The organism is Acidimicrobiales bacterium (assembly GCA_036491125.1).
In the GTDB taxonomy this organism is placed as follows: Bacteria; Actinomycetota; Acidimicrobiia; order Acidimicrobiales; family AC-9; genus AC-9.
In genome coordinates this window covers 1-22352 of sequence record DASXCO010000061.1, presented here as the reverse complement: position 1 = coordinate 22352, position 22352 = coordinate 1, and the positions used below count along the sequence as shown (strand labels likewise).

Below are 22352 nucleotides of genomic sequence, written 5' to 3'. Positions count from 1 at the left end.
AAGCCCGCCGGGACGCACGCATCCGACGCGATCGTGGCGTAGTAGTCGTCCACCCACTCCTTGGCCTGCGACGGCTCGATGAACGAGAACGAGAGCGCGCCGATCCCCTTGGTCGCGGCAAGGTGGATCGTCTCCCGTCGGCTGCAGGCGACCCACAACGGCGGATGTGGGCGTTGCAGCGGCTTGGGGATCACGTTGCGCGGCGGCATCGTGAGAAAACGGCCCTCGTAGCCGGCGAATGGCTCCTCCACGAGCATCCGGGTCACGGCGTCGAGGGCCTCGTCCCACTGCTCTCGCTTGGTGGCCCTGTCCACCCCGAAGCCGCCCAGCTCGGCCTCCGACGAGGACTCGCCCGTGCCGAACTCGACCCGGCCGTCCGACACCAGGTCGAGAGTGGCGATCCGCTCCGCCACCCGCGCGGTGTGGTTGAACCCGAGCGGCAGTTGCACGATGCCATGGCCGAGACGGATACGGCTCGTGCGCTGGCTGGCGGCCGCCAGGAACACCTCGGGCGCCGAGGAATGCGAGTACTCCTCGAGGAAGTGGTGCTCGACCTCCCACACGTAGTCGATGCCCACGCGGTCAGCCAGCTCGACCTGCTCGAGGGCGTCCTTCAGCAGCCGGTGCTCGTCGTCGGGCGCCCACGGCCGCGGGAGCTGGTGCTCGTAGAAGATGCCAAATTTCACCGGGTCCTCCACTCGTTTCTCGGGGCCGGCCTCCCGGGTCGGCCTGTCAGCTGGGGATGGTCTCGACCGCCTCGTCGAAGAACCTGAACAGCGCCGGGCGGCCGTGCGCCGCTCGGGCAGCCAGGGCCAGGCGGCGGCTGGTCACGACCAGGTCGCGGGCTTCCCGCCCGGCCCACGGTCGGGGGAGCAGCTCGGGCGGCAGCAGGGGATCGCAGTTGAAGCACTCCTGGAAGTCGACGGCCATCGACAGGGCGCCCGGGAGGAACTCCTTCTCAAGGAGTCGTCGGCGGTCGCGACGCATGCCCTTCAGCACGTCGGGCACCGCAGCGAAGCGCTCGACGAAGGAGCGATATCGCCGGTCCAGCTCGTCGACGGGCCAGAGCGTCCGCGCCAGCTCTCTCGGGTCGCGCTGGCCGCCGACGTCGAGGTCCTCGGTCGTCGCCATCGACACCCTCCCCGTCAGGCCCAGGCGATCGGCGACGGCTCGGACGTCCTTGTGCCAGGGATGGGGCGAAACATAGAGCCCGCCCTGGAGGGCTGCTCCGCCCAGTTGCAGGAGGCGGTCGCGGAGGGTGTCGCGGGCCGGTCGTCGCCCTTCAGGGACAGCGAAGCTCACGAGGCGCCACTGCCGGTCCCAGCCCCGCCCGGCGGCATCTTGCACGTACGCCAGCCGGGTCCGCTCAAGGGTGGAGCCGAGGGCCGCCATGCCCTCCTCGGTGGCATCGAAGCGAGCGCTGCGGCCTGTCCCGCTGCGGACGAACAGGCCCTCGCTCACCAGCCGGCGCAGGCACGACCGCACCTGCTCGGCCGTCTGGCCACACGCTGTCGCCACGGTGAACAGCTCGTCGGCGAGGATCGTCCCGTCCTCGTGGGCCATGCCGAGCACGAGCACCCTGGTCGGGATAGGAACGGACGTAGCAGCCACGACCGTAATTCTGTGCGGCCGATGGCACCCGGTCAAGGGAGGTATGGAAGACTCGGGACCACGGGAGCTCGGAGACACCGGGCTGAGAGGGCGCCTGTCGGGCGCCGACCGTTGACCTGAACCGGGTAATGCCGGCGGAGGGAGGAACGATGGGCGTCGGGCGTCGCAAGGTGTATGTCGAGGGTGGCCGTTCGGGGGTGAGGGTCCCGTTCGCCGAGGTGGATCTGGCGGCCGGTGACCCGGTGCGCCTCTACGACACCAGCGGCCCGGGATCGGACCCCGCCGAGGGGCTGTCTCCGGCGCGACGGCCGTGGGTGCTCGATCGCCAGGACGTGGAGGAGGTCGCCGGCCGCGCTGCGTCACTCCGTGACGACGGTCGCGCCGCTGTCCGGCGGGGAGAGGCGGTGACCGGGCTCCAGCGCTCAGCTCCCCAGCCGCTGCGTGCGCGTCGGTCGCGCACCGTCACCCAGCTGCACTACGCCCGGCGCGGAGCGGTGACGCCGGAGATGGAGTTCGCGGCGCTGCGCGAGGGCGTGGCGCCCGAGACCGTGCGCGACGAGCTGGCGAGAGGTCGAGCCATCCTGCCCAGCAACGTCAACCACCCCGAGTCCGAGCCCATGGTGATCGGTCGGAGCTTCCTGGTGAAGGTCAACGCCAACATCGGGAACTCGGCGGTCACCTCCTCGGTGGCCGAGGAGGTGGAGAAGTTGAGCTGGGCGACCCGCTGGGGTGCCGACACGGTGATGGACCTTTCGACGGGCCCGGACATCCACTCCACCCGGGAGTGGATCGTGCGCAACTCTCCGGTCCCAATCGGCACGGTGCCCATCTACCAGGCGCTGGAGAAGGTCGACGGTCGGGCCGAGGACCTGAGCTGGGAGGTGTACCGGGACACGATCATCGAGCAGGCCGAGCAGGGCGTGGACTACTTCACCGTGCACGCCGGCGTGCTCCTCGGCTATGTCCCCCTCACCGCCAGGCGGGTGACGGGGATCGTCAGCCGGGGCGGATCAATCCTGGCCGCGTGGTGTCTCGCCCACCACGAGGAGAACTTCCTCTACACCCACTTCGAGGAGCTCTGCGAGATCATGGCCGCCTACGACGTGGCCTTCTCGCTCGGGGACGGGCTGCGGCCGGGCTCGATCGCCGATGCCAACGACGACGCCCAGCTTGCCGAGCTGGCGACCCTGGGCGAGCTGACCGAGGTCGCCTGGCGCCACGACGTCCAGGTGATGATCGAGGGACCGGGCCATGTCCCGATGCACAAGATCAAGGAGAACGTCGACCTCCAGATGGACCTCTGCCACGAGGCACCCTTCTATACGCTGGGTCCGCTGGCGGTGGACGTCGCTCCCGGCTACGACCACATCACCTCCGCCATCGGGGCGGCGATGATCGGGATGTTCGGCACGGCGATGCTCTGCTATGTGACGCCCAAGGAGCACCTCGGCCTGCCCGACCGCGAGGACGTGAAGCAGGGGATGATCGCCTACAAGATCGCGGCCCATGCCGCCGACCTGGCCAAGGGTCATCCCGGTGCCCAGTCGTGGGACGACGCCCTGTCCAAGGCCCGCTTCGAGTTCCGCTGGGAGGACCAGTTCAACCTGGCCATGGATCCTGAGACAGCCCGGTCGTTCCACGACGTCACCCTGCCGGCGGAGCCGGCCAAGACGGCGCACTTCTGCTCGATGTGCGGACCGAAGTTCTGTTCGATGCGGATCTCGCAGGACGTGCGGGATTACGCGGAGGCCCATGGGATCGGCGACACGGAGGCCGTCGAGGTGGGACTCAGAGAGAAGGCGGCGGAGTTCCGGGCTTCAGGGTCGAAGATCTACCAGGACGCGCCGAGCCGCCGCTAAGAGGCGGCGTTCAGGCGCCGCCTGTACAGCTCGAGCGTGGCCTCGTCGAAGGCGACCAGGCGAACCAGCTCGACGCGCGTCTCGGCGGACTGCAGCGTCTTGACGGCGATCGAGGCCGCCTCCTCGGGGGGATAGCCGTAGATGCCGGTCGAGATGGCGGGGAACGCGATCGTGCGGGCGCCGACCTCGTCGGCAACCTCCAGGGCCCGGCGGTAGCAGGAGGCCAGCAGGTCCGGCTCGCCGCGGCGACCGTCCTGGTAGCGGGGACCGACGGCGTGCACGATCCAGCGCGCCGCCAGCTGAAAGCCCGGCGTGGCCTTGGCGTCGCCCGTCGGGCAGCCGCCGAGCGCCGCGCAGGCATCGTGCAGCTCCGCCGCTCCGGCGGCGCGGTGGATGGCACCGTCGACGCCGCCGCCGCCGCCGAGGGACTGGTTGGCGGCGTTGACGATGGCGTCGACCTGTTCACGGGTGATGTCGCCCTGGACCGCCTCGATGCGCACCGGGGTGACACACTAGGCCCGCCCGAGGGGATGACCGCAGACGCGCAGCGGCCAGGCCGGCCCGGGAGGCCGGCCCGAGGGGATGACCGCAGACGCGCAGCGGCTAGGTTGCGCCGGCATGGCCACCTTCATCACCCCACTGACGCCGACGGGGGCCGGCGATCGGCTGGCGGTCAAGGACCTCATCGACATGGCCGGCCTGCCAACCACGGCGGGGTGCCGGGCGGTCGCCGACGACGCCGCGCCCGCGGCCGAGGATGCCGCGTGCATGGCCGGGGCCAGAGCGGCTGAACGTGACGGGCGGGTCCGCATCGTGGGCAAGGCCAACCTCCACGAGCTCGCCTTCGGTGCCAGCGGGATCAATCCCGGCTTCGGAACGCCCGTCAACCCTCTGGACCCACGCCGCATACCCGGCGGGTCCTCGAGCGGATCGGCGGTGGCCGTTGCCAGCGACGAGGCCGATCTCGCTTTCGGCAGCGACACCGGAGGCTCCGTGCGGATCCCGTCGGCGTGCTGCGGGACGGCGGGGCTGAAGACCACCCATGGACGGGTGCCGCTCGAGGGAGTCTGGCCTCTGGCGAGCGGTCTCGACACGATCGGGCCGATGGCCAGGGACGTGGCCGGCGTGGTGGCCGGGATGGAGCTGCTCGAACCGGGATTCGAGGTGGCCGGCGACGTTGCGGCGACGGTCGGCCGCTTCCGCCCGACCGACGTCGACCCCGAGGTCGACCTGGCCGTGGACCGGGCCCTCGCGGGCGTCGGATGCAAGGTGGAGGAGGTCGAGCTGCCGGGTTGGATGGGGGCCGTCGCCGCTGGTGGCTCGATCCTGCTCTCCGAGGCCTCCGCCGCCCTGCATCACCTCCTGGAGCGGCGCCACCGCCTGGGCGAGGATGTCGCCCAGCGAATCGAGATCGCCGCCGGCGTCACGCCCGAGTCGGTCTCCCAGGCCGAGGTGGTCAGGGCGAGTTGGGGCGCGGAGCTGGATGCGGCTTTCTCGAAGGCCGAGCTGATCGCCCTGCCAACCCTGCCCGCGTTCCCGCCCGCTGCGGACGATATCGACGACTTGCAGCTCACGATCCTGACCCTGCCGGTGAACCTGGCCGGCTTGCCGGCGCTGGTCCTGCCGGTCCCCACCGGTGGGCTGCCGGCCAGCATCCAGGTGGTGGGTCCGGCAGGCGCCGAAGAGCGCCTGCTGGCCTTCGGGGCCATCCTGGAGCGTGCCATCGCTGCCGGCTAACGAGCCCATGGCAGTGCGCAGGCGAGCGCTCGGGTACAATTCCCCTGGTGGTCGTTGCTTTCGGGCCGGCCGCCATCGAGGTCGCCTCGACCTTTCTCGTGGTGGCGCGCACAGGGGTGCGTGCCGTGGGGTGGCCGATCAACCGCCATCCGAACCACTGAGAAGGAGAGTTCCCCCACTTATGACCGTCACCTTCGACGGCCTCGGGATCAAACCTGAGCTGACCGCGGCCCTCAATGCGCAGGGCATCACCGAGCCCTTTCCGATCCAGGCCCAGACCATCGGCGACGTCCTTGCCGGGCGGGATGTGTGCGGCAAGGCGAAGACCGGCTCCGGCAAGACCCTGGCGTTCGGCCTGCCGTTGCTCCAGCAGACGGCACGATCGCGACCTGGACGGCCCCGCGCCCTCATCCTGGTTCCCACGCGTGAGCTCGCCCTGCAGGTGCGGGACGTCCTCGCCCCGCTGGGCACCGTCGTCGACCGACGCGTGGCCGCCCTCTATGGCGGCGCGCCGATGGAGCGCCAGATCGCAGCCCTCGAGCGAGGTGCGGACCTGGCCGTGGCGACACCCGGCCGTCTGATCGACCTGGATCACCGCGGCGCGATCTCGCTGGCGGACGTGGAGACCCTCGTGCTCGACGAGGCCGATCGCATGGCGGACATGGGGTTCATGCCGCAGGTCGAATGGCTGCTCCGTCGGGTCGAGCGCCCCCACCAGACGCTGTTGTTCTCGGCCACCCTCGACGGCGACGTCAACTACCTCGTCCGCCACTATCTGCGCGACCCCGTGCAGCACGAGGTCATCTCCGCCCAGGTGACTGTCGAGGAGATGGAGCACCGGTTCCTAGCCGTGCATCAGCTCGACAAGGTGAAGGTGGCTGCCGCCATCTCACGCGGCGTCGACAAGACACTGTTCTTCACCAGGACCAAGCGAGGCGCCGATCGCCTGGCCCAACAGCTCGAGAGGGAGGGCTTGAATGCCGCCCCGATCCACGGTGACCTGCCCCAGCGGATCCGGGAGCGGGCACTGCGTGACTTCTCGCGTGGGCAGCTTCCGGCGTTGGTGGCGACCGACGTCGCCGCCCGGGGGCTCGACATCGACGCCGTGGACGTCGTGGTCCATTACGACCCCCCCGAGGACCACAAGGGCTACCTCCACCGTTCCGGGCGCACGGCCCGAGCGGGTGTGGAGGGCATCGTCGTGACGCTCGTGCTGTGGGATCAGGTCCTCGAGGTCGAGCGGATCCAGAAGCGCGTAGGCCTGCGGGTGCCGATCGTCGAGGTGTTCTCCAACGACGACCGCCTGGGCGACCTGGCGGCGTGGAAGCCGGACGAGGACGCCGCCTGAGAGCCGTCGTGCGCAGCCGGCGGCTTCGCCGTCCCGGGCGGGGCCCGATTCCCGGCCTCGACTGGTTTCATCCAACACAGGGCAGCGGGCCCGACCCGCCGCCCGCCGTCAGCCGGACCAGCCCGAGGGCCTGACCGCGGACTGGTCGGGCGGGGCCAGCGGCGGGGTGGTCGCTGCCTGGTCCTTGGCGCGTCCCGCGGTCGCATCGCCCATCTCGGTCGACACCAGCGGGCCCCGGCTCAGCAGGATGACCCCGACGGCCATGATCAGCAGGGTGACGCACTCGACCGCGACCCAGCCGGGGCTGTCCCGCAGAGTCTCGCCGAACACCTCGGCCCCGATGATGATGCTGGCGATGGGGTCGACGACGGTGAGCGCGGGCTGGGTCGCCGTCAGCGGGCCGCTCTGGAAGGCATTGGTCACGATGAAGAACGCGGCCAGCCCGGTGATCGCCACGGCGTAGGGGGGCCAGCTGGTGAAGAAGTGCGCGGTGCCCTGACCGATGAGGTTGGTCGACGCCTTGATGAAGGCGGCGTTGAGGGCGAAGGTGATGGCGGCCGCCGACCCGAACAGGGCGGCGCGGCCGAAGGGCGGGGACCGAAGGGCCAAGGCGATGAGGACGCCCACCACGACCCCTGTGCCCAGGCCGGCCACACCCCAGTCCCCAGCCGTGGCGTCGGGGCTGCCGCCTGCCGGGTTGGCCGCCAGGAGGAAGCCCGCCAGCCCCCCGGACACCGCCACGGCGCCGATCCACTCCCCTCGGCCAGGGTGGGAGCGCGACCAGATCGAGAGTATGAAGAGCACGAAGAGCAGCTCGGTGACCAGGACGGGCTGGACCGTCGAAAGCTGGCCGTACGACAGGGCGCCGGCCTGGAACAGAAAGGCGCCCACCATGGTGAGGAAGCCGAACAGCCACACGGGACGCCTGACGACGTAGGTCATCAGCTTGACCCGGAGCACCGAGGTGTCGGGCGCGGTCGACGCTCCCCGCCGTTGGAGCACCGATGCGATGGCGTTGCACAGGGCGGCCATGACGGCCAAGAAGAACCCCATCGACCTCTCTTTACCCGTCCCCAGACGGGACGGCGCGCTTACATTCCTCCGCCTCGATGGCGGCGATCTCGGCCAGGCGGGGCACGTGGCGGCCACCCTCGAACTCGGTCGTCACGAAGACATCCAGAATAGTCAGCGCCAGCTCCACGCCGAGCACTCTGGCGCCCATCGACAGGACGTTGGCGTCGTTGTGCTGGCGGGCCAGTCGGGCGGTGAACTCATCGTGACAGAGCGCCGCTCGCACACCGTGAACCTTGTTGGCCGAGATCTGCTCGCCCTGGCCGCTTCCGCCCATCACGACACCGAGCTGGGCATCACCCGCGATGACCGCTCGGGCGGCGGCGGCACAGAACGGTGGGTAGTCGACCGGCGCGACGGAGTCCGTCCCCAGGTCGAGGACCTTGTGCCCGAGTCCCTCGAGATGCCTCGCCACCTCGACCTTGAGCGGGTAGCCGGCGTGATCGGATGCGAGGGCGATCAACATGGTGCCATCGTGTCAGGTATGAGGTTGGTATGAGGGCGTGGGTGGTCGAGCGGCCCGGACCCATAGGAGGCGGCCCACTCAGGCTGGTCGACCGCGACGTTCCCAGCCCCGGTCCGGGTGAAGTGCGGGTGAGGATCGCCGTGTGCGGGGTCTGTCGCACGGACCTCCACCTGGCGGAGGGCGACCTGCCGCCGCACCACCCTGAGGTGGTGCCCGGTCACGAGATCGTCGGCCGGGTGGACGCAGTGGGTCCTGGCGTCGAGCGGTTTGCCATGGGTGACCGGCTGGGTATCGCGTGGCTCCGGCACACCGATGGCCTGTGCCGGTTCTGCCTGCGGGGCGAGGAGAACCTCTGCCTGAGTCCCGGCTTCACGGGGTGGGACGCCGACGGTGGCTATGCCGAGGCGGCGGTGGTCGACGAGCGGTACGCGTACCGCCTGCCGGAGGGCTTCTCGGACGAGGAGGCCGCGCCCCTACTGTGCGCCGGCATCATCGGCTACCGGGCTCTCAAGCAGTCCCGGCTCCCACCCGGCGGTCGTCTCGGCATCTATGGCTTCGGTGCCTCGGCCCACCTGACGGCCCAGATCGCCGAGGCCCAGGGCGCCGCCGTGCACGTGGTGACCCGCGGCGCCGCTGCCCAGCGACTGGCGCTCGACCTGGGCGCCGAGTGGGCGGGGGGGCTGGACGACGTCCCGCCGTCGCCGCTCGACGCCGCCATCCTCTTCGCCCCGGTGGGCGACATGGTGCTTCCTGCCCTCGCCGCCCTCGACCGGGGCGCGACCCTGGCCGTCGCCGGCATCCACCTCACGGACGTGCCTGCTCTGTCCTACGAGCGCCATCTGTTCGAGGAGCGGTCGCTGACGAGCGTGACGGCCAACACCCGGGCTGACGGGGAGGAGCTGCTGCGGCTGGCGGCGCGTCTACGGCCCCGGGTCGAGACCCAGCCCTACCCCCTCGAGCGCGCCGACGAGGCCCTGGCCGACCTGTCGCGTGGGCGGATCAACGGGGTGGCCGTGCTGCAGGTGGACTGAAGATGGCTGGTCCGACTCTGCTGTACGTGACCCAGGTCGCGCCGTACCGAGACGGGCCCGCAGGCGTGCATGGTGTCCTCGACCAGTCCTCCACGGCGATGGCCGAGCTGGCCGGTCTGGCCGGGCTGGGATTCCAGCTGGTGGACGATGTGGCGGCCCTTGATGGCGGAGCCCTAGAAGGGGCGAGGGCGGTCGTCCTGTTCACGATCGGCGAGACCCCATGGAGCGATCGCCAGCGGGCGGCGCTGGCGGATGGCGTCCGTGCCGGTCGCACGGCGCTGGTCGGGCTGCACTCCGCCACCGACTCGTGTGCAGCGTGGGACGAGTACGGCCGGCTGGTCGGCGCCCGCTTCGACGGTCACCCGTGGACGGAGTGGGTGGGACTCGAGGTGGTGGAGCCCAGTCATCCGGCCCTCCGCCATCTCGGTGCCACCTGGCGCTGGTACGACGAGATCTACCAGCTCCGCGACCTCCGGGCCGACGCCCGGGTGCTGCTGCGGGTCGCCGAGAGCGGCGACAGCCTGCCGCCGGCGTTCGGGTCCCCGCTGTCGTGGTGCTTCGACGAGGGCGCCGGCCGGGTGTTCTCCACCGCACTCGGCCATTTCCCGACGGCGTGGGAGAGCCCGGAGTTCCTACGCTTCATCGCCGGAGGCCTCGCTTGGGCCCTGGGAGAAGGAGACTGACATGGCTGGGGTGACCACCATTACAGTTCGGGCCGAGCCGCTGACCGACAAGGCGTTCGCCCCCTTCGGTCAGGTTGTGGCGAGCGGCGACATGGCGATGGAGCTCCGGGGGGACGAGGTGTTCCACCTCAACGTGCTCCACTACGACCGGCGCCCGTTGCGGTGTGACCACCTCAACCGTCACCATCGGGCGACCCAGGCCCTGGTCGCCCTGGCGGGCAAGCCGACGCTGCTGATCGTGGCCCCGCCGGATCGTGACCTCGCGTCCCCCGATGACCTCGAGACGGTGCGGGCGTTCATCTGCGACGGCTCGGCCGGCGTCAACCTGGCGCTGCACGTGTGGCACTGGGGTCCGTATCCCTTGACCGACCACGTGGACCTGATGAACGTCCAGGGCCGGTTCTTCGCCACGGACAACGAGGTTGCCCACCTCGAGCGGGACCTCGGGACGATCGTCGAGGTGCTTCTCTAGGGCTTGTCGGGTCCCTGCGCGGGAGGGGGCTCGGCCCGCTCGACCGATCCGGTGTCGAGGTTCAGCAGCTCGAGGGTGGTCGAGCCCTGTCGCAGCCGGTCGAACATCGCCGTCTCGTTGTCGGCGCGCGACCAGGCCGCAGCGAGCACGGCCTCCAAGTCACCGCCGGCCACCGCGACCACGCCGTCCGCGTCGCCGACCACCCAGTCGCCAGGAGCGACGTCGACCCCGGCGATCCGGGTCTGGCCGCCGACAGCGCCGCCTCCGAGCTTGGTGGCCCCAGGGAGGGCCACCAGGGCGCTGAAGATCGGAAAGCCGTGGCCGGCGACTGCGGTCACGTCCCGCACGCCCCCGTCGATCACGAGGCCGACCAGGCCCCGCGCTTCGGCCGCCGTGGTGAGGACCTCGCCCCAGTAGCCGCGCTCGGGCCGCTCGTGAGCGTCGACGAGCAGTGCCGTCCCCGCCGGCGCCTCGGCCACGGCGACGTGAATGGCCAGGTTGTCGCCCGGTGGGCAGGTGACCGCATAGACAGGGGCGGCCAGGCGGGCGCCCGGCCACGCCGGCTTGATGCGCGAATGCAGCGCCCGCCCTCCCGACTCGCCGACGGTGGCCGACCCCAGGCTGAGCAACTGGTCGCGGACGCCAGCGGGCACGCTCACTGTGGTTGCTCCCCGACGAGGTTGTGCGGCACCTCGCCGGCCAGCACCGCCCGGACGCCTTCGGCCGCCATCCTCGCCATCCTGGTCCGAGTGGCGACGCTCGCGCTGCCGATGTGGGGGGTGAGAACCACCCGGGGGGCGGCCAGCAGCCGGGGGTGCACGGCGGGCTCGCGCTCGAACACGTCCAGTCCGGCGGCGAAGATCCGTCCCTCCTCCAGGGCCACCGCCAGCGCCTCCTCGTCGACGACGGGCCCTCGGGAGGTGTTGACGAGCACCGCGGTCGGTCTCATGACGGCGAGACGCCGGTGGTCGAGGAGGCGGCGCGTGCCATCGTCCAGCGGGAGGTGGAGGGTCACGACATCGGACAACCGCAACAGCTCGTCCAGGTCGCCCATGTACCCAGGCATACCACTGGGATGCCGGGAGTGGTGGAGGACCCGCATCCCGAAGCCCTCGCCCCGGCGGGCCACGGCCCGGCCGATCCTGCCGTAGCCGACCACGCCGAGGGTGGCCCCGTGGACGTCGTGGCCGAGGTACTGGCCGATGCCCCACCCCGCCCAGCGACCGGCGCGCAGGTCCCGCTCGGCCTGACCGAGGAGCCGAGAAGCGGCCAGGATCAGGGCGAAGGCCAGATCGGCGGTCGTCTCGTCCAGCACGCCCGGGGTGTTGCAGACGACCACCCCGGCGCGCCGCGCCGCCTCGAGGTCGATGTTGTCGTAGCCGACGGCGACGTTGCCGACGACCCGCAGCCTGGACGCGGCCCCGATCACGGTCGCGTCGATCTGGTCTGTCAGCACGCTGATGATGGCGTCGGCCTCGGATGCCGCCGCCCGGAGCTGTTCACGGGTGAGCGGCTCGTCGTCAGGCCGTTGCACGATCTCGTGGCCGGCGTCGACGAGCGGGTCGAGCCCTCCCGTGGGCAGCTGGCGGGTGACCAGGACTCGGCGACGCGCTGGACCTGGCACAAGGTCACGGTAACGCCTGAGCACGCGAGCGCTCGGCGCAGCCGTCGGGCGCCGAGGAACGCATAGGACATCGACCAACGGGGTACGGTGGAATCACTCGCTGGGGGGCCTGGATCTAGCTGGGGTACTAGCGACAGCTCATGCACATCTTCGGGGACCGGTCCCGCGTGGTTGCTTCGTCGCCGTCTCCTTGACACTGTATGCGTCTGCGAACTATAGTTAGCAACGTCCCGAATGACGAGAGAAGGAGACGGCCATGACCGTGGCGGAGATCACCGAGAGCGTGCAGCAGCAGGTGCTGGACGGGCTCAAGCAGTACCAAGACCTGCTGGTGGAGGCGGTACGGGGCTGGGCGGAGACGGTCGAGGAGATCGTTCCCGGCCGGCCGGAGCTGCCGTTTGCCGAACAGCTTCCTCGGCCCACCGAGGTGGCGGGCAACGTGTTCGATTTCGCCGAGAAGCTGCTGGCGAACCAGCGGGAGTTCGTGACCAACGTCCTCACCGTGGCGGAGCCCTACGTCGGCGGTAGCCAGACGACCAAGAAGACGGCGACCCCCAAGTCGACGGCGGCCTGACACTGTCCGACGGGGGGAGGGATGCCCAGCGTCCCTCCCCCCCGCTCGGTACCCTCATCTGAACAGATGGTCACCGACGACGTATGGCGATCCCGGCTCGAGTCCCTGGGGGCGTTCATCCGCTCCCAGCGACGGCTCGCCAACCTGTCCCTACGCGACATGGCCGAGCTCACTCACGTCTCGAACCCGTATCTCAGCCAGATCGAGCGGGGTCTCCACGAGCCGTCGGTCAGGGTGCTGCGCTCGATCGCCAGGGCGCTGAACCTCTCGGCCGAGACGTTGCTGTCCCAGGCCGGGGTTCTGGAGGGTGAGGAGCAGGACCGGCCGGTCGGCGGCAACGGCGAGGGTCCGCGGACCGAGACCGCCATCCGCTGCGACCCCGGGCTAACCGATGGCCAGAAGGAAGCCCTGCTCGCCGTGTACCGCAGCTACGTGGCCGCGAACCGGTAGCTGGGCACAGCCTCCCTCACCGCTTTACCCGCGGGCTGTGTTCGACATCACGTGGAACCGGAGGAACCTACCGGGACCGCCGGAGCCTGCGCCGTCGACCAGCGGTACCGGGGTAGCTGCCGGTGGGTGCCCGAGCGGGTGAACTCGAGCGGAGGTGTGAGCTCCAGCACCTGGGATCCTGGCTCGTAGAGGGCGCCCTCGATGTCGGCGATGGTCGCCCTGCTCGGGTCGAGGCCGCTGAGGGCGAGGGCGCGCTCGTAGGCAACGCCGAGCTCGGACCGCAGCAGCTCGCCGATGACGCCCGGGAAGGTCTCGGGATCGCTCAGGAGCCAGGAGTGCATGGCTCCGTGGATGGCGACAACCCGTGCACCACAGCGACGACCGGCGTCACGGGCGGTGGTGAACGGCACGATCAGGTCGCGGTCACCGTGCAGGATCACGACGGGGATCTCGGTCCGTCCGAGGGCCTCCATGACGGGCACGCTGGCCGGCGACTGGAGGATCGAGCGCGCTGGACCGATCAGGCGCCAAGGCCGGCTGACGTTCCCGACGACCAGACGCGTCAGCGACCGGGCCAATCGTGCCGCCCTGGCCTTGTCATCGACGACGAAGACCGTGCCGGCCAGATCGAGGACCATCAGGCTGGCGAAAAGGCCGAGGACCGGCGGAGCCACCTTCAGCCACCGGATGAGATCGTCCCACGGCTTGCCGACGATGGCGTCGACCAGCACCACGCCCGAGGCGAAGTCAGGTCGATCGGCGGCCAGCTGCGCCACCAGGCGTCCGCCCATGGAGTGGCCGACGAGGATCGGTCGCCGGATGCCGAGCTCGTCGAGGGCCTGGCCCAGCAGGGCCGCGTAGGCGTCGACGTCACCACCTTGGACCGGGAGCACCGAGGTCCCGCCGTGGCCGGCGACGTCGATGGCCACCACCTTGAAGCCCATCGACACCAGCCGGCTCAGGGTCGGCGCGTAGAGCATGCCATTGGCGGTGAAGCCATGAACGACGACGAGCGGCACGCCTCGCCCGGCGATGGCCAAGCTCACGTGATGGCCGTTGGCCAGGCGCACGACATGCTGGGCGAGACGTACTCGGGGGACCTCGGCGTCGCGCAGTTGGCGCCGAGGACGGGCCATGGAAGGAGCCGCTGCGGGCGCCCATGTCTCCCCGGCGGCGGTGCATCTCATGTTGCGCACAGCCCCAGGCCTGCCCTCCCGGTGAGGCGGGGTTCCCCGCCGGCGTTCTGATGGGGCCGGCTTTTCGGGCCGGCGATCTGATGGGGCCGGCCTTTCGGGCCGGCCGCGACGGGCAAGATCGTCAGGCCCCGGTGGCCGCGGCGTCGACACCGGTCGGCCTGTTGGAGCGGGCACCCGCCTTGGCACCGGATGTCCTGGGTCGCGACGGAGCCTTCCTCGGTTGCGGCGTTCGCGCCGACCGAGCCTCGGACCCGGCGGAGTCGAGCGCGGCCACGAGCCGCTCGGCATAGGCCCGCTGCTGGGCGATGAGGCGCTCGCTGAAGCCGAGTGTCAGCCTCACCACCTGCTCCGGCGGGACTGCGCCGTCGAGACGTCCCGTCAAGAGTCGTGTCGGGACGATACCTGCAGCCACCCGGCCGGCTGACTCCACCACCCCCACGGATCGATCCTGTGCTCGTTTGAGGGCCTCCAGGAACTGGTCCTGGGCTCTCGCCACCACGTCGGTATATGTGGGCACGTAGCTCCCTTCCTAGTCGCGAACTCACTGTCGTTTCGATGGACCCGCCCCTGGGCCGGCCGGGTCTCTAGGCCGGCCTCCCGGGCCGGCCCTGTCCGCCGCCTTGGACAGCTCGTTGAGGGCGTCATCGAGGTACCCGGCGACGTCCCACACCTCCGGCACCGCGTCGCGGCAGGCGACGAGCCCGAAGAAAAGCGTGCCCATATAGCTCTGCACGGTGATGTTGAGCGGACCACCGTCGGTTATCGGTCCCATGGGGTACGCGGCCAGCATGCGGGACCCCGTGAAGTACAACGGAAAGGCAGGCCCCGGGAAGTTGGAGATGATGAGGTTGAACAGCGGCGGCAGGCGCTCGAGGACCTTGAGCCGCGATGCGACGCGGGCCGTCCGGCTGACCACTCCAGGGGACAGGACCTCGGTCCACTCGGCCAGCGCCTGAGCGCCGAACACCTTGTCCTGTGCCTTGGCCTGCGCGGATCCGGCGCTGATGGCGCGCAGGCGCTCGACGGGGTCATCCACGGTGCTCGCCAGCGACACGAGCATGGCGGACACCTGGTTCCCCATCGTTCCCCGCTGCCCGTCCGACCGGACAGAGACGGGGACAGCGGCGACCAACGACCGCTCCGGGTGCTCGCCGCGCGCGGCCAGCAGGGAGCGGAGGGCTCCGGCGCACGTGGCCAAGATCACGTCGTTGACGGTCCCGCCGAAGGTGTTCTTCACCGTCTTGACCTTGTCCAGACTGGCCTCGGCGAAGGCGATCCGCCGGTGGGCGCCGACCGCTGTCTGGAGCGAGGTGCGGGGGGCGCTGAACGGTGCGGGCGGTGGTGACGCGCCCTCCGATCGGTTCCGCCGGCGCAGGGCGAGAGCAGAGCCGACGCTGCGGGAGGCGAGTCTGGCGACGGTACGGGGCTGTCGGACGAGCTCGCCGAGAGCGGCGCGGCCCAGATCCAACGGCGAGACGCGGTCGGGCTCCCACGCTCGCTCGGGCGGGGTCGTCACCGATTCGGGCGAAGGGTCGAGGAGGCTCGCAGTGATCTCGGCGCCCGACAGGCCGTCGATGGCGGCGTGGTGGACCTTGGTGACAACAGCGACCATGCCGCCCTCCAAGCCCTCGATCACGTACATCTCCCAGGGCGGCCGGTGGCGATGGAGCGGTCGACTCATCACCTCGGCGGTGAAATCGGCCAGCTCGGCCACGCCCCCGGGCTCCGGTAGGGCGGCGGGGCGCACGTGGTAGTCGAGGTCGAAGTCCGGGTCCTCCAGCCACACCGGGTGGTGGAGCCGCAGCGGGATCTCGGCCAGCCGCCGACGGAACGGGGGCACGAGGTGCAGGCGGTCCTCGATCAATTGGCGCACCCGCTCGAAGGAGTGCCCCTCTGGTGCCGTCGACGGATCGAACACACAGGTCTGGCCCACGTGCATGTGCGCGCCCGCGGTCTCGACATGGAAGAACGCGGCGTCGAATCCCGTAAGTCGTTGCATCGGGCCACCTCCCCAACCCCTCGCCACGCTCTCAGCCGGGATGACACGGGGTGAGGAACTCTCCCCCAGGCGTGACGACTTCTCCCTAGCCAGGCGATTCTCGTACAGGTGGGAGTCGTCGTCAAGCGTCGACCCGGCGGTCGGGCGGGGCCCTTACATCAGCTGGGCCTTGCCGTTTCGCCGACGCCCCTCCTCGCCTCCACCGGACGATCGTAGGTGCTAGACGTTGGGATCCGCGCCCTGGGATCCCTGCCGGCGCCGCTTGATCGATCTAGCGCGGGAGGAACAAGTTGGCCCGTCTGATACTCACTCGAGAGTGTGACGAGGGGGTGAGGCTGCTCACCCTCCACCGAGCGGAGAAGAAGAACGCGCTCTCGATCGAGCTGCGGGACGAGATGAGCGACGTCCTCGACACCATGGCCCGCGACGATGGCGCCAAGGTGGTCGTGGTGACCGGCGCCGGCGACACCTTCTCGGCGGGATTCGATCTGAAGGAGTTCGACGACCTCGGGGACGAGGCCCACGCCCGCCGCCTCTGGGACTCGTCGGACCGCTGGCACCGCACGCTGGTCGAGTTTCCCCTGCCGACCGTCGCCGCCGTCAACGGACCGGCCCTGGCCGGTGGGTTCGACCTGGCCGTCATGTGCGACATCCGTCTGGCCGCCACGACGGCCCGCTTCGCCCACCCCGAGCAGGCCTTCAGCGATGTCGTCTACGGCCCCCTCCACGACCTGGTGGGGGGCGCCGTGGCCCGGGATCTGTGCCTGACCGGTCGACGAGTCGGGGCCGAGGAGGCGCTCGGGCTGCGGCTGGTGTCGATGGTCGTGGCCTCGGAGGACCTCGAGCACGAGGCCCTGGCGCTGGCGTCACGCATCAGCATGGCGCCGCGCGACATTCTCCTGCGCACCAAGGCGAAGGCGATCCGGCGGGCCGGCGTCTCGGGGGCCACCCTCGATCTGTGAGCGCTCGTCAGGCTGCGAGCCCGCCTCGCTCTGGCGGCAATGCCGTGGCGAGCAGGACGCAGGCGAGGATGCCCAGAGGAACAGACGCCGCGGCCGCGCCCCATGCGTCGCGGGCGAACCCGCTGGCGATCGCCCCGCCCAGATAGATGAGGACGACCGCCACCTGGAGTCCTCGCTTCACCTTCGGGTCCTCGTCCCCGGCCGGCTGGCTCACCGCTCCGGTCCGACCTCGGCGAACCCGCGGGTGCTGGCGCAGCCAGGTCGCCACGCCCGCGGTGATCCCCGTCCAGGTCCCGGTGATGTACGTCGTCGCCACCCCGGGGACGCCCAGGCGGGCCACTGCCGCGCTCTGCACGCCCATGGCGGTACCGGCCAGGGCGATGAGCCCGTCGCGCACTGCTCCGGTGGGTCCCGAGCCAGCCACGATCCACCAGCCGAGCAGAGCGGCGAGGAGGGCCACCTCCCCGATCAGCGGGGCGGTCACCGATCGGAGCCCGCTCTTTGGCGACGGCGCCAGGCCCACCAGGGTGGCGCCGACGAGGAACCCGCCGAGGGCCGCCGCCGACCGGCCAGCCGCTCCGGCGTCACGCTGGGCTACCGCCACGCCGAGCAGCACCGTGTTGCCGGTCATGTTGGCGGTGAAGACCCGGCCCAACCCCAGGTAGCTGATCGCATCGGTGCAGCCCGCAACAAGCGTCAGCCCCAGCACCAGCCCGGTGCGGCGAATCGCCGACGGGTCGGAGAGTGCCTTGGGGTCGCGCGTCAACGCTCAGCGGTGACGGTCGGCAAAGGACCCACTTCGCACCCGAGCATACGGCAGGGTCGGCTCCGGCGGCGGGAACGTCGCGGCGGCCCGCAGGCGAGTCGGCCCGACGACGTGAACGAGCGCGAGCGGGCGTCGCGATGCGATGCTGCAGGAGTGGAACACTTCACCCGCAACGGGTTGACCTTCGACGTGAGCGACCGAGGCCCGGCAGAGGCCGAGACGGTCGTGCTCCTCCATGGCTATCCCCAGAGCTCGGCGTCGTGGCGCTCGGTCTCTCCCGGGCTGGTGGCCGGCGGCTATCGGGTCCTCGCCCCCGATCAACGCGGCTACTCACCCAGGGCGAGACCCCCGGAGCGTCGTGCCTACGTCATGAGCGAGCTGGTGGGCGATGTCCTCGCCCTGGCCGATCAGGCCGGCCTCGACCGCTTCCACGTCGTCGGCCACGACTGGGGTGGCGCGGTGGCGTGGGCGCTGGCCACCGACCACGCCGACCGGCTTCGCACGCTGACCGTGTTGTCGACGCCACACCCCGGTGCCTTCCTGCGCTCGGCGCTGACGAGCGGCCAGGCCTTCCGCTCGTGGTACATGGGACTGTTCCAGATCCCCCGACTGCCCGAGTGGCTGACGTTGGCGGGTGACGGGCGCGTGGCCTTGACGGCGATGCGCCGCTCGGGCCTGTCGGAGGACACGGCCCGCGCCTACCTCGAGGCCATGCGAGAGCCCGGTGCCCTGACGGGGGCACTGAACTGGTACCGGGCACTGCCGTACGAGGCGACCGCTGTACGCGACGCCAAGCCGGTGACGGTGCCCACCCTCTACGTGTGGAGCACCAAGGACGTGGCGCTGGGTCGGAAGGCAGCGGAGCTGACGGCGCGCTTCGTCTCCGGGCCATACCGGTTCGCGATTCTCGAGGGGGTGTCGCACTGGATCCCGGAGGAGGCGCCAGACGACGTCGTCCGACTTGTTCTCGAACAGCTTCGGCGGTGACCGACGCCCTCAGTCAGACGGGTCACCGCGCGGGTGGGCCCGCAGCCAGGCGGCGACGTTGCCGTGCTCCTGCCACACCTCCTGCGCCTCGGTAGCCCGGTCGGCTTCGTCCGGGGAGGCGTCGGGCCCCGCGGGTGGTGGCGTCGAGCGGGGGCCGTACACGCTGCGCCAGAGGGCGGCGTCGAACAGCCGCTGGGGTACCAGGTCGACGTCGTTGTAGGGCAGGGCGCCGTCGAGCCCGACGGGTGTCGCCGAGCTCAGCTGGGTGAGCGACTGGGTCGGGGTGACCGCGTTGTACGGCTCGGGGTCCGGCGCGGCATCGCCCGGAACGAAAGCGTCGTACATCGGCTCGGCCAGCGCGTCGTACAGCGACAGCGGACGGAGCCCGAGCATCAGCTCGATCGTGCGCAGCACCGAGAGCTGGTCGTAGCGGGTGTGCACGACGGTGTCATGGCGCGCCCACGGCGAGATCACGAACGCGGGCATCCGGTGGGCGTCGACATGGTCGGCGCCGTCCTGGGAGTCGTCTTCGACGACGAAGATGGCACTGCTCGACCAGATCGGCGAGTGGCTGATGAGGTCGACGAGCTGGCCCAGACCGAGGTCGTTGTCCGCCACCATCGCCTTGGGTGTCGGATAGTTCTTCTGCACGCCGTTGGTGTGGTCGTTCGGCAGCGTGATGTAGTTGAGCGCCGGGACCGTGCCCGTCGCCACCTGGGCGTCGAACTGCTGCTGGAAGAAGTCGAACCGGCTCGTGGCCACGCCGACGTTGCCCGCGGGGCCCATGGTGCCGGAGTCGGTGTCGCAGACGGCGGCGTTGTCGAGCCCGTTGGGGGTTGTTCCGAGACCGTCGCACCCGAAGAAGAGCGGGTAGCCGAACGCGGTGTTGGCCTGGGATGCGCGATACGTCGGCCGGCCGTCGTCGCTGCTCGGCAGCACGCCGGCGCTGTTCTCGCCGTAGTTGCGGAACGACACACCCTGACGGACGGCCTGGTCGAAGATGAAGTCGTTCGGGGGGAAGGTCTCCGGCGCCTGGCCGAAGTTGGCGACCCGACCCCGGTTGGCGTAGTTGGCGTGCATGGCCTTGAGGACGAAGTCGGTGGCGTAGGCGCCCGAGGTGATGATGTGCCCGTCAACCGAGACCTCGCTGTCGGCATAGACGTGGTCGAGCAGCGGGAACATCCGGGTCAAGGCGTGTGCGTTCGGAGTGACGCCGGTAGCCGGCCCGTTCACGCCATTGTCGTCGAACAGCTCGAGCGAGCGACTGCCGTCGCCGCGGGGATCGCTACCGAAGACCTGGTCGTAGGTACGGTTCTCCTTGACGACGTAGAAGACGTGCTTGATCTGCCGGCTCGGTCCACCGCCGGGCGCGTTGATCGGTGTGTTGGCCGGTCCAGGGCCGAGGTCGGTGGGACGGATCTCCTGGTTGACTTGACGGGACATGCGCGCCGCGTCGGCGTCGCTCGGCGTGGAGAGCACGCCGAGGCGACCGATCAGCATGTCGACCACGTACTGGCCGTAGGGCGCCTGCTCGCTGGCCGCGAAGTGCTGGCCGTAGAGGGGGTTGGCCCCCGCGCCCAGTCCCTTTCCGGCGAGCCAGATGAGGCGATGGCCGTCCGGTGTGACCGCCACATCGGTCGGATAGAAGGCGGTGGGCACGCGCCCGACCAAGGTGAGCGCTCGGGCGCCCCCCGCCCGGTCGGCGAGCGCTATCACGGCGACGGCGTCCTCGCCGGCGTCGGCGACGTACAGGGTCCGACCGTCGGGCGCCACCTGGAGGGCCACAGGCGCGGTGCCCACTCCCGCGCTACGGCCCACGGAAACGTCGCGGACCGTGCTCGTTGTGGTGTCGATGTCCGCGACGAGGTCGCGATTGGTCACGGCTACGAACAACTGGTGGTGGGCGCGGTCGAGGGCGAGGCCCTCCGGGTGTGAGTTCTGGGTGCCGACCGTGATCGTGCGAGCCACCTTGCCGCTGTCGAGGTCGACGACAGAGACCGTGCCGTCGTACTCGTTCGACACGTACGCCGTGTGGCCGTCGACTGCGACGCCGTACGGATACGCGCCCACCTTGACCAGATTCACCGCTCGCGTCGTCAGGTCGACGACCGCCACCTGGTCCGCCTGGTTGAGCGCCACTGCGAGCATCCGCTGATCCGGCGTGACGGCCAGACCGATGGGCCAGCCCAGACCGGACGAGGGGCCGGGGCCCGGTGGCTGGGCGATCAGCGATGCTGGGTTCGCCCCTTCCTTCTGGGCCGTCCCGCCGCTCGTCGGCGGAAGGGTGATCGGGGCGCGCTCGGTGGCCCGCCCGCTGGCGGGGTCGACGGCGAAGACGTGGATGGCGTCGCCGTTGTTCGCCATCGTCGGACCGGTCGGGTGGCTGTTGCCCACCGGCTCGCCCGAGACGTAGACGGTGCGTCCGTCGGGTGCGTAGGCGATGCCGCCGTAGGCGCCGGGCAGCGGGAGCGCCTGGCGCACCTTGCCGGTCCCGACGTCGACGACCTGGACGTCGTCGCGACCGTGCCCGGAGTCGACGGCCCAATAGAAGCGGCCATCGGGCGAGAGGGCGCCCCCCGTCGGGAAGTCACCCAGTACCGTCATCCGGCCGGCCGGAGTGAGCTGCCGACCACCCGGTGTGATCCCGTAGGCGGGCCCGATCCGACCATTCGAGGTGTCGTTGTCGGCCGCCAGGGCGACACCGCCGGAAAGGCCCAGCGTCACGCAAACCAGGGCGATCACTGACGTCCGCCGCATTTGTTGTCGTATCACGCAAAGGGGTTCCCGGCCTGCAGACCCGGTCCTCCCTCTGGGGGGTGAATAGCCGGTGATCTTTCGGCGAACAACGACCCCCGCGCGATTCGTGCCCCCGGCAGGATTCGAACCTGCGCACCCGGCTCCGGAGGCCGGTGCTCTATCCCCTGAGCTACGAGGGCGCTGACCCGAGACTGTACCGGGTTGGTCGTTGGCCCTGGCTGGCCCCCTAGTATTCCCCCGATGCCCGTAACCACGGTCCTGGTCGTGGACGATGACCCCGTGATCCAGACACTGCTGCAAGTGAACTTCGAGATGGAGGGCTATACCGTCGTCGACGCAGTGGACGGTGTCGAGGGGCTCGAACGGGCGCGGGCGGAGCTCCCTGACGTGGTGGTTCTGGACATCATGATGCCCAAGATGAACGGCCTCGAGGTGGCCTCGGCGCTCAAAGCCGATCCGGTCACGGCTGGCATCCCTGTCATCCTTCTCTCGGCAAAGGCGCAGGAATCCGACATCAGGGCCGGTCAGTCGACCGGGGCCGAGGACTACATCACCAAGCCCTTCGACCCCCTCGATCTCCTTGATCGCGTCGCCGCCCTGATCACCAAGCAGCGGTCTTGACTGCTCCCACGACTTCAGTCGTGGGATTCTGGGGCTCAGGCCGCCTCAGGTCCCGCGGGAACCAAGGTCTTACTGCCGTCGTCGCCCACCGGGACTTGCCCGGACGGTTCAGCCCTGCCGTCCGGCCCCGGCCGGTCC

23 protein-coding genes, 1 tRNA gene and 1 riboswitch are annotated in these 22352 nt (G+C 70.4%); of the genes, 11 read left to right on the top strand and 13 right to left on the bottom strand.

Annotated features, from left to right (window positions below):
• The coding region (locus tag VGF64_04880) for an LLM class flavin-dependent oxidoreductase (GenBank protein HEY1634070.1) at positions 1–686 on the bottom strand (686 nt) is incomplete at its 3' end.
• Positions 687–732: 46 nt separating this feature from the next.
• Positions 733–1611 carry a PaaX family transcriptional regulator C-terminal domain-containing protein gene (locus VGF64_04875; protein ID HEY1634069.1) on the bottom strand — a complete coding sequence of 293 codons (879 nt, stop codon included), beginning with the start codon at positions 1609–1611 and terminating at the stop codon, positions 733–735.
• A 50-nt stretch (positions 1612–1661) separates the two neighbouring features.
• Positions 1662–1771: riboswitch (TPP riboswitch) on the top strand.
• On the opposite strand from VGF64_04875, the gene thiC reads away from it, so the two are divergent.
• On the top strand, positions 1761–3470 hold the full coding sequence (gene thiC, locus VGF64_04870; protein HEY1634068.1) for a phosphomethylpyrimidine synthase ThiC: 1710 nt from the start codon (positions 1761–1763) through the stop codon (positions 3468–3470). It overlaps the preceding riboswitch by 11 nt.
• Here the strand turns inward: thiC and VGF64_04865 are convergent.
• Entirely contained in the window at positions 3467–3970 is a 504-nt protein-coding gene (locus tag VGF64_04865) for an O-acetyl-ADP-ribose deacetylase (protein HEY1634067.1), read from the bottom strand. The two genes, thiC and VGF64_04865, sit on opposite strands and share 4 nt — an antisense overlap.
• A gap of 118 nt (positions 3971–4088) precedes the next feature.
• On the opposite strand from VGF64_04865, the gene VGF64_04860 reads away from it, so the two are divergent.
• Complete coding sequence (locus VGF64_04860; GenBank protein ID HEY1634066.1) at positions 4089–5207, top strand: amidase; 1119 nt, start codon at positions 4089–4091, stop codon at positions 5205–5207.
• Positions 5208–5388: 181 nt separating this feature from the next.
• Positions 5389–6555, top strand: a complete 1167-nt coding sequence (locus tag VGF64_04855; protein HEY1634065.1) for a DEAD/DEAH box helicase — start codon at positions 5389–5391, stop codon at positions 6553–6555.
• A gap of 108 nt (positions 6556–6663) precedes the next feature.
• Here the strand turns inward: VGF64_04855 and VGF64_04850 are convergent, their stop codons facing one another.
• Entirely contained in the window at positions 6664–7608 is a 945-nt protein-coding gene (locus tag VGF64_04850) for a DMT family transporter (protein ID HEY1634064.1), read from the bottom strand.
• A gap of 10 nt (positions 7609–7618) precedes the next feature.
• Positions 7619–8092, bottom strand: coding sequence for a ribose 5-phosphate isomerase B (gene rpiB, locus VGF64_04845; GenBank protein HEY1634063.1), 474 nt, complete (start codon positions 8090–8092; stop codon positions 7619–7621).
• Positions 8093–8121: 29 nt separating this feature from the next.
• On the opposite strand from rpiB, the gene VGF64_04840 reads away from it, so the two are divergent.
• The 3 genes from VGF64_04840 to VGF64_04830 are packed head-to-tail and all read left to right on the top strand — an operon-like array spanning position 8122 to position 10278.
• Complete coding sequence (locus VGF64_04840; protein HEY1634062.1) at positions 8122–9123, top strand: zinc-dependent alcohol dehydrogenase family protein; 1002 nt, start codon at positions 8122–8124, stop codon at positions 9121–9123.
• 2 nt (positions 9124–9125) lie between these two features.
• Positions 9126–9806: a ThuA domain-containing protein gene (locus VGF64_04835; protein HEY1634061.1), complete on the top strand. Its 681-nt coding sequence runs from the start codon at positions 9126–9128 to the stop codon at positions 9804–9806.
• A gap of 1 nt (position 9807) precedes the next feature.
• A complete protein-coding gene (locus tag VGF64_04830; protein ID HEY1634060.1) occupies positions 9808–10278 on the top strand; it encodes an ureidoglycolate lyase in 471 nt (156 codons plus the stop codon).
• Here the strand turns inward: VGF64_04830 and VGF64_04825 are convergent.
• Both VGF64_04825 and VGF64_04820 read right to left on the bottom strand, forming a co-directional pair.
• A complete protein-coding gene (locus VGF64_04825; protein ID HEY1634059.1) occupies positions 10275–10937 on the bottom strand; it encodes a hypothetical protein in 663 nt (220 codons plus the stop codon). The two genes, VGF64_04830 and VGF64_04825, sit on opposite strands and share 4 nt — an antisense overlap.
• The gene (locus VGF64_04820; protein HEY1634058.1) at positions 10934–11902 is read right to left on the bottom strand and encodes a D-glycerate dehydrogenase; all 969 of its coding nucleotides are present in this window, start codon (positions 11900–11902) and stop codon (positions 10934–10936) included. The genes VGF64_04825 and VGF64_04820 overlap by 4 nt, the downstream gene beginning before the upstream one ends.
• 256 nt (positions 11903–12158) lie before the next feature.
• Between VGF64_04820 and VGF64_04815 the strand changes: the two genes are divergently transcribed.
• Positions 12159–12476 carry a hypothetical protein gene (locus tag VGF64_04815; protein ID HEY1634057.1) on the top strand — a complete coding sequence of 106 codons (318 nt, stop codon included), beginning with the start codon at positions 12159–12161 and terminating at the stop codon, positions 12474–12476.
• 66 nt (positions 12477–12542) lie between these two features.
• Positions 12543–12926 (top strand): helix-turn-helix transcriptional regulator, encoded by a 384-nt coding sequence (locus tag VGF64_04810; protein ID HEY1634056.1) that lies wholly within the window; start codon positions 12543–12545, stop codon positions 12924–12926.
• A gap of 47 nt (positions 12927–12973) precedes the next feature.
• On the opposite strand, the gene VGF64_04805 is transcribed toward VGF64_04810, so the two are convergent.
• The 3 genes from VGF64_04805 to VGF64_04795 form a co-directional block, all read right to left on the bottom strand.
• Positions 12974–14062: an alpha/beta hydrolase gene (locus VGF64_04805; protein ID HEY1634055.1), complete on the bottom strand. Its 1089-nt coding sequence runs from the start codon at positions 14060–14062 to the stop codon at positions 12974–12976.
• Positions 14063–14243: 181 nt separating this feature from the next.
• Positions 14244–14639 (bottom strand): hypothetical protein, encoded by a 396-nt coding sequence (locus tag VGF64_04800; protein HEY1634054.1) that lies wholly within the window; start codon positions 14637–14639, stop codon positions 14244–14246.
• Positions 14640–14663: 24 nt separating this feature from the next.
• A complete protein-coding gene (locus VGF64_04795; protein ID HEY1634053.1) occupies positions 14664–16121 on the bottom strand; it encodes a wax ester/triacylglycerol synthase family O-acyltransferase in 1458 nt (485 codons plus the stop codon).
• A gap of 329 nt (positions 16122–16450) precedes the next feature.
• Between VGF64_04795 and VGF64_04790 the strand changes: the two genes are divergently transcribed.
• Positions 16451–17083, top strand: a complete 633-nt coding sequence (locus tag VGF64_04790; GenBank protein HEY1634052.1) for an enoyl-CoA hydratase/isomerase family protein — start codon at positions 16451–16453, stop codon at positions 17081–17083.
• 7 nt (positions 17084–17090) lie between these two features.
• Here the strand turns inward: VGF64_04790 and VGF64_04785 are convergent, their stop codons facing one another.
• Complete coding sequence (locus VGF64_04785) at positions 17091–17849, bottom strand: YoaK family protein (GenBank protein ID HEY1634051.1); 759 nt, start codon at positions 17847–17849, stop codon at positions 17091–17093.
• Between the two features lie 153 nt (positions 17850–18002).
• Between VGF64_04785 and VGF64_04780 the strand changes: the two genes are divergently transcribed.
• Positions 18003–18836, top strand: a complete 834-nt coding sequence (locus VGF64_04780; protein HEY1634050.1) for an alpha/beta fold hydrolase — start codon at positions 18003–18005, stop codon at positions 18834–18836.
• Between the two features lie 9 nt (positions 18837–18845).
• Here the strand turns inward: VGF64_04780 and VGF64_04775 are convergent, their stop codons facing one another.
• Complete coding sequence (locus tag VGF64_04775; GenBank protein HEY1634049.1) at positions 18846–21593, bottom strand: alkaline phosphatase family protein; 2748 nt, start codon at positions 21591–21593, stop codon at positions 18846–18848.
• 107 nt (positions 21594–21700) lie between these two features.
• Positions 21701–21772 (bottom strand) — tRNA-Arg (locus VGF64_04770).
• 61 nt (positions 21773–21833) lie between these two features.
• Here VGF64_04770 and VGF64_04765 point away from each other — a divergent pair.
• Positions 21834–22214 (top strand): response regulator, encoded by a 381-nt coding sequence (locus VGF64_04765; protein ID HEY1634048.1) that lies wholly within the window; start codon positions 21834–21836, stop codon positions 22212–22214.
• Positions 22215–22352: the final 138 nt, after the last annotated feature.

Bases quoted from the DNA above. Each gene is read 5' to 3' on its own strand.
- thiC (HEY1634068.1), top strand. From the start codon at position 1,761: ATGGGCGTCGGGCGTCGCAAGGTGTATGTCGAGGGTGGCCGTTCGGGG.
- VGF64_04860 (HEY1634066.1), top strand. From the start codon at position 4,089: ATGGCCACCTTCATCACCCCACTGACGCCGACGGGGGCCGGCGATCGG.
- VGF64_04855 (HEY1634065.1), top strand. From the start codon at position 5,389: ATGACCGTCACCTTCGACGGCCTCGGGATCAAACCTGAGCTGACCGCG.
- VGF64_04850 (HEY1634064.1), bottom strand. From the start codon at position 7,608: ATGGGGTTCTTCTTGGCCGTCATGGCCGCCCTGTGCAACGCCATCGCA.
- rpiB (HEY1634063.1), bottom strand. From the start codon at position 8,092: ATGTTGATCGCCCTCGCATCCGATCACGCCGGCTACCCGCTCAAGGTC.
- VGF64_04840 (HEY1634062.1), top strand. From the start codon at position 8,122: ATGAGGGCGTGGGTGGTCGAGCGGCCCGGACCCATAGGAGGCGGCCCA.
- VGF64_04835 (HEY1634061.1), top strand. From the start codon at position 9,126: ATGGCTGGTCCGACTCTGCTGTACGTGACCCAGGTCGCGCCGTACCGA.
- VGF64_04830 (HEY1634060.1), top strand. From the start codon at position 9,808: ATGGCTGGGGTGACCACCATTACAGTTCGGGCCGAGCCGCTGACCGAC.
- VGF64_04815 (HEY1634057.1), top strand. From the start codon at position 12,159: ATGACCGTGGCGGAGATCACCGAGAGCGTGCAGCAGCAGGTGCTGGAC.
- VGF64_04810 (HEY1634056.1), top strand. From the start codon at position 12,543: ATGGTCACCGACGACGTATGGCGATCCCGGCTCGAGTCCCTGGGGGCG.
- VGF64_04805 (HEY1634055.1), bottom strand. From the start codon at position 14,062: ATGGCCCGTCCTCGGCGCCAACTGCGCGACGCCGAGGTCCCCCGAGTA.
- VGF64_04795 (HEY1634053.1), bottom strand. From the start codon at position 16,121: ATGCAACGACTTACGGGATTCGACGCCGCGTTCTTCCATGTCGAGACC.
- VGF64_04775 (HEY1634049.1), bottom strand. From the start codon at position 21,593: ATGCGGCGGACGTCAGTGATCGCCCTGGTTTGCGTGACGCTGGGCCTT.
- VGF64_04765 (HEY1634048.1), top strand. From the start codon at position 21,834: ATGCCCGTAACCACGGTCCTGGTCGTGGACGATGACCCCGTGATCCAG.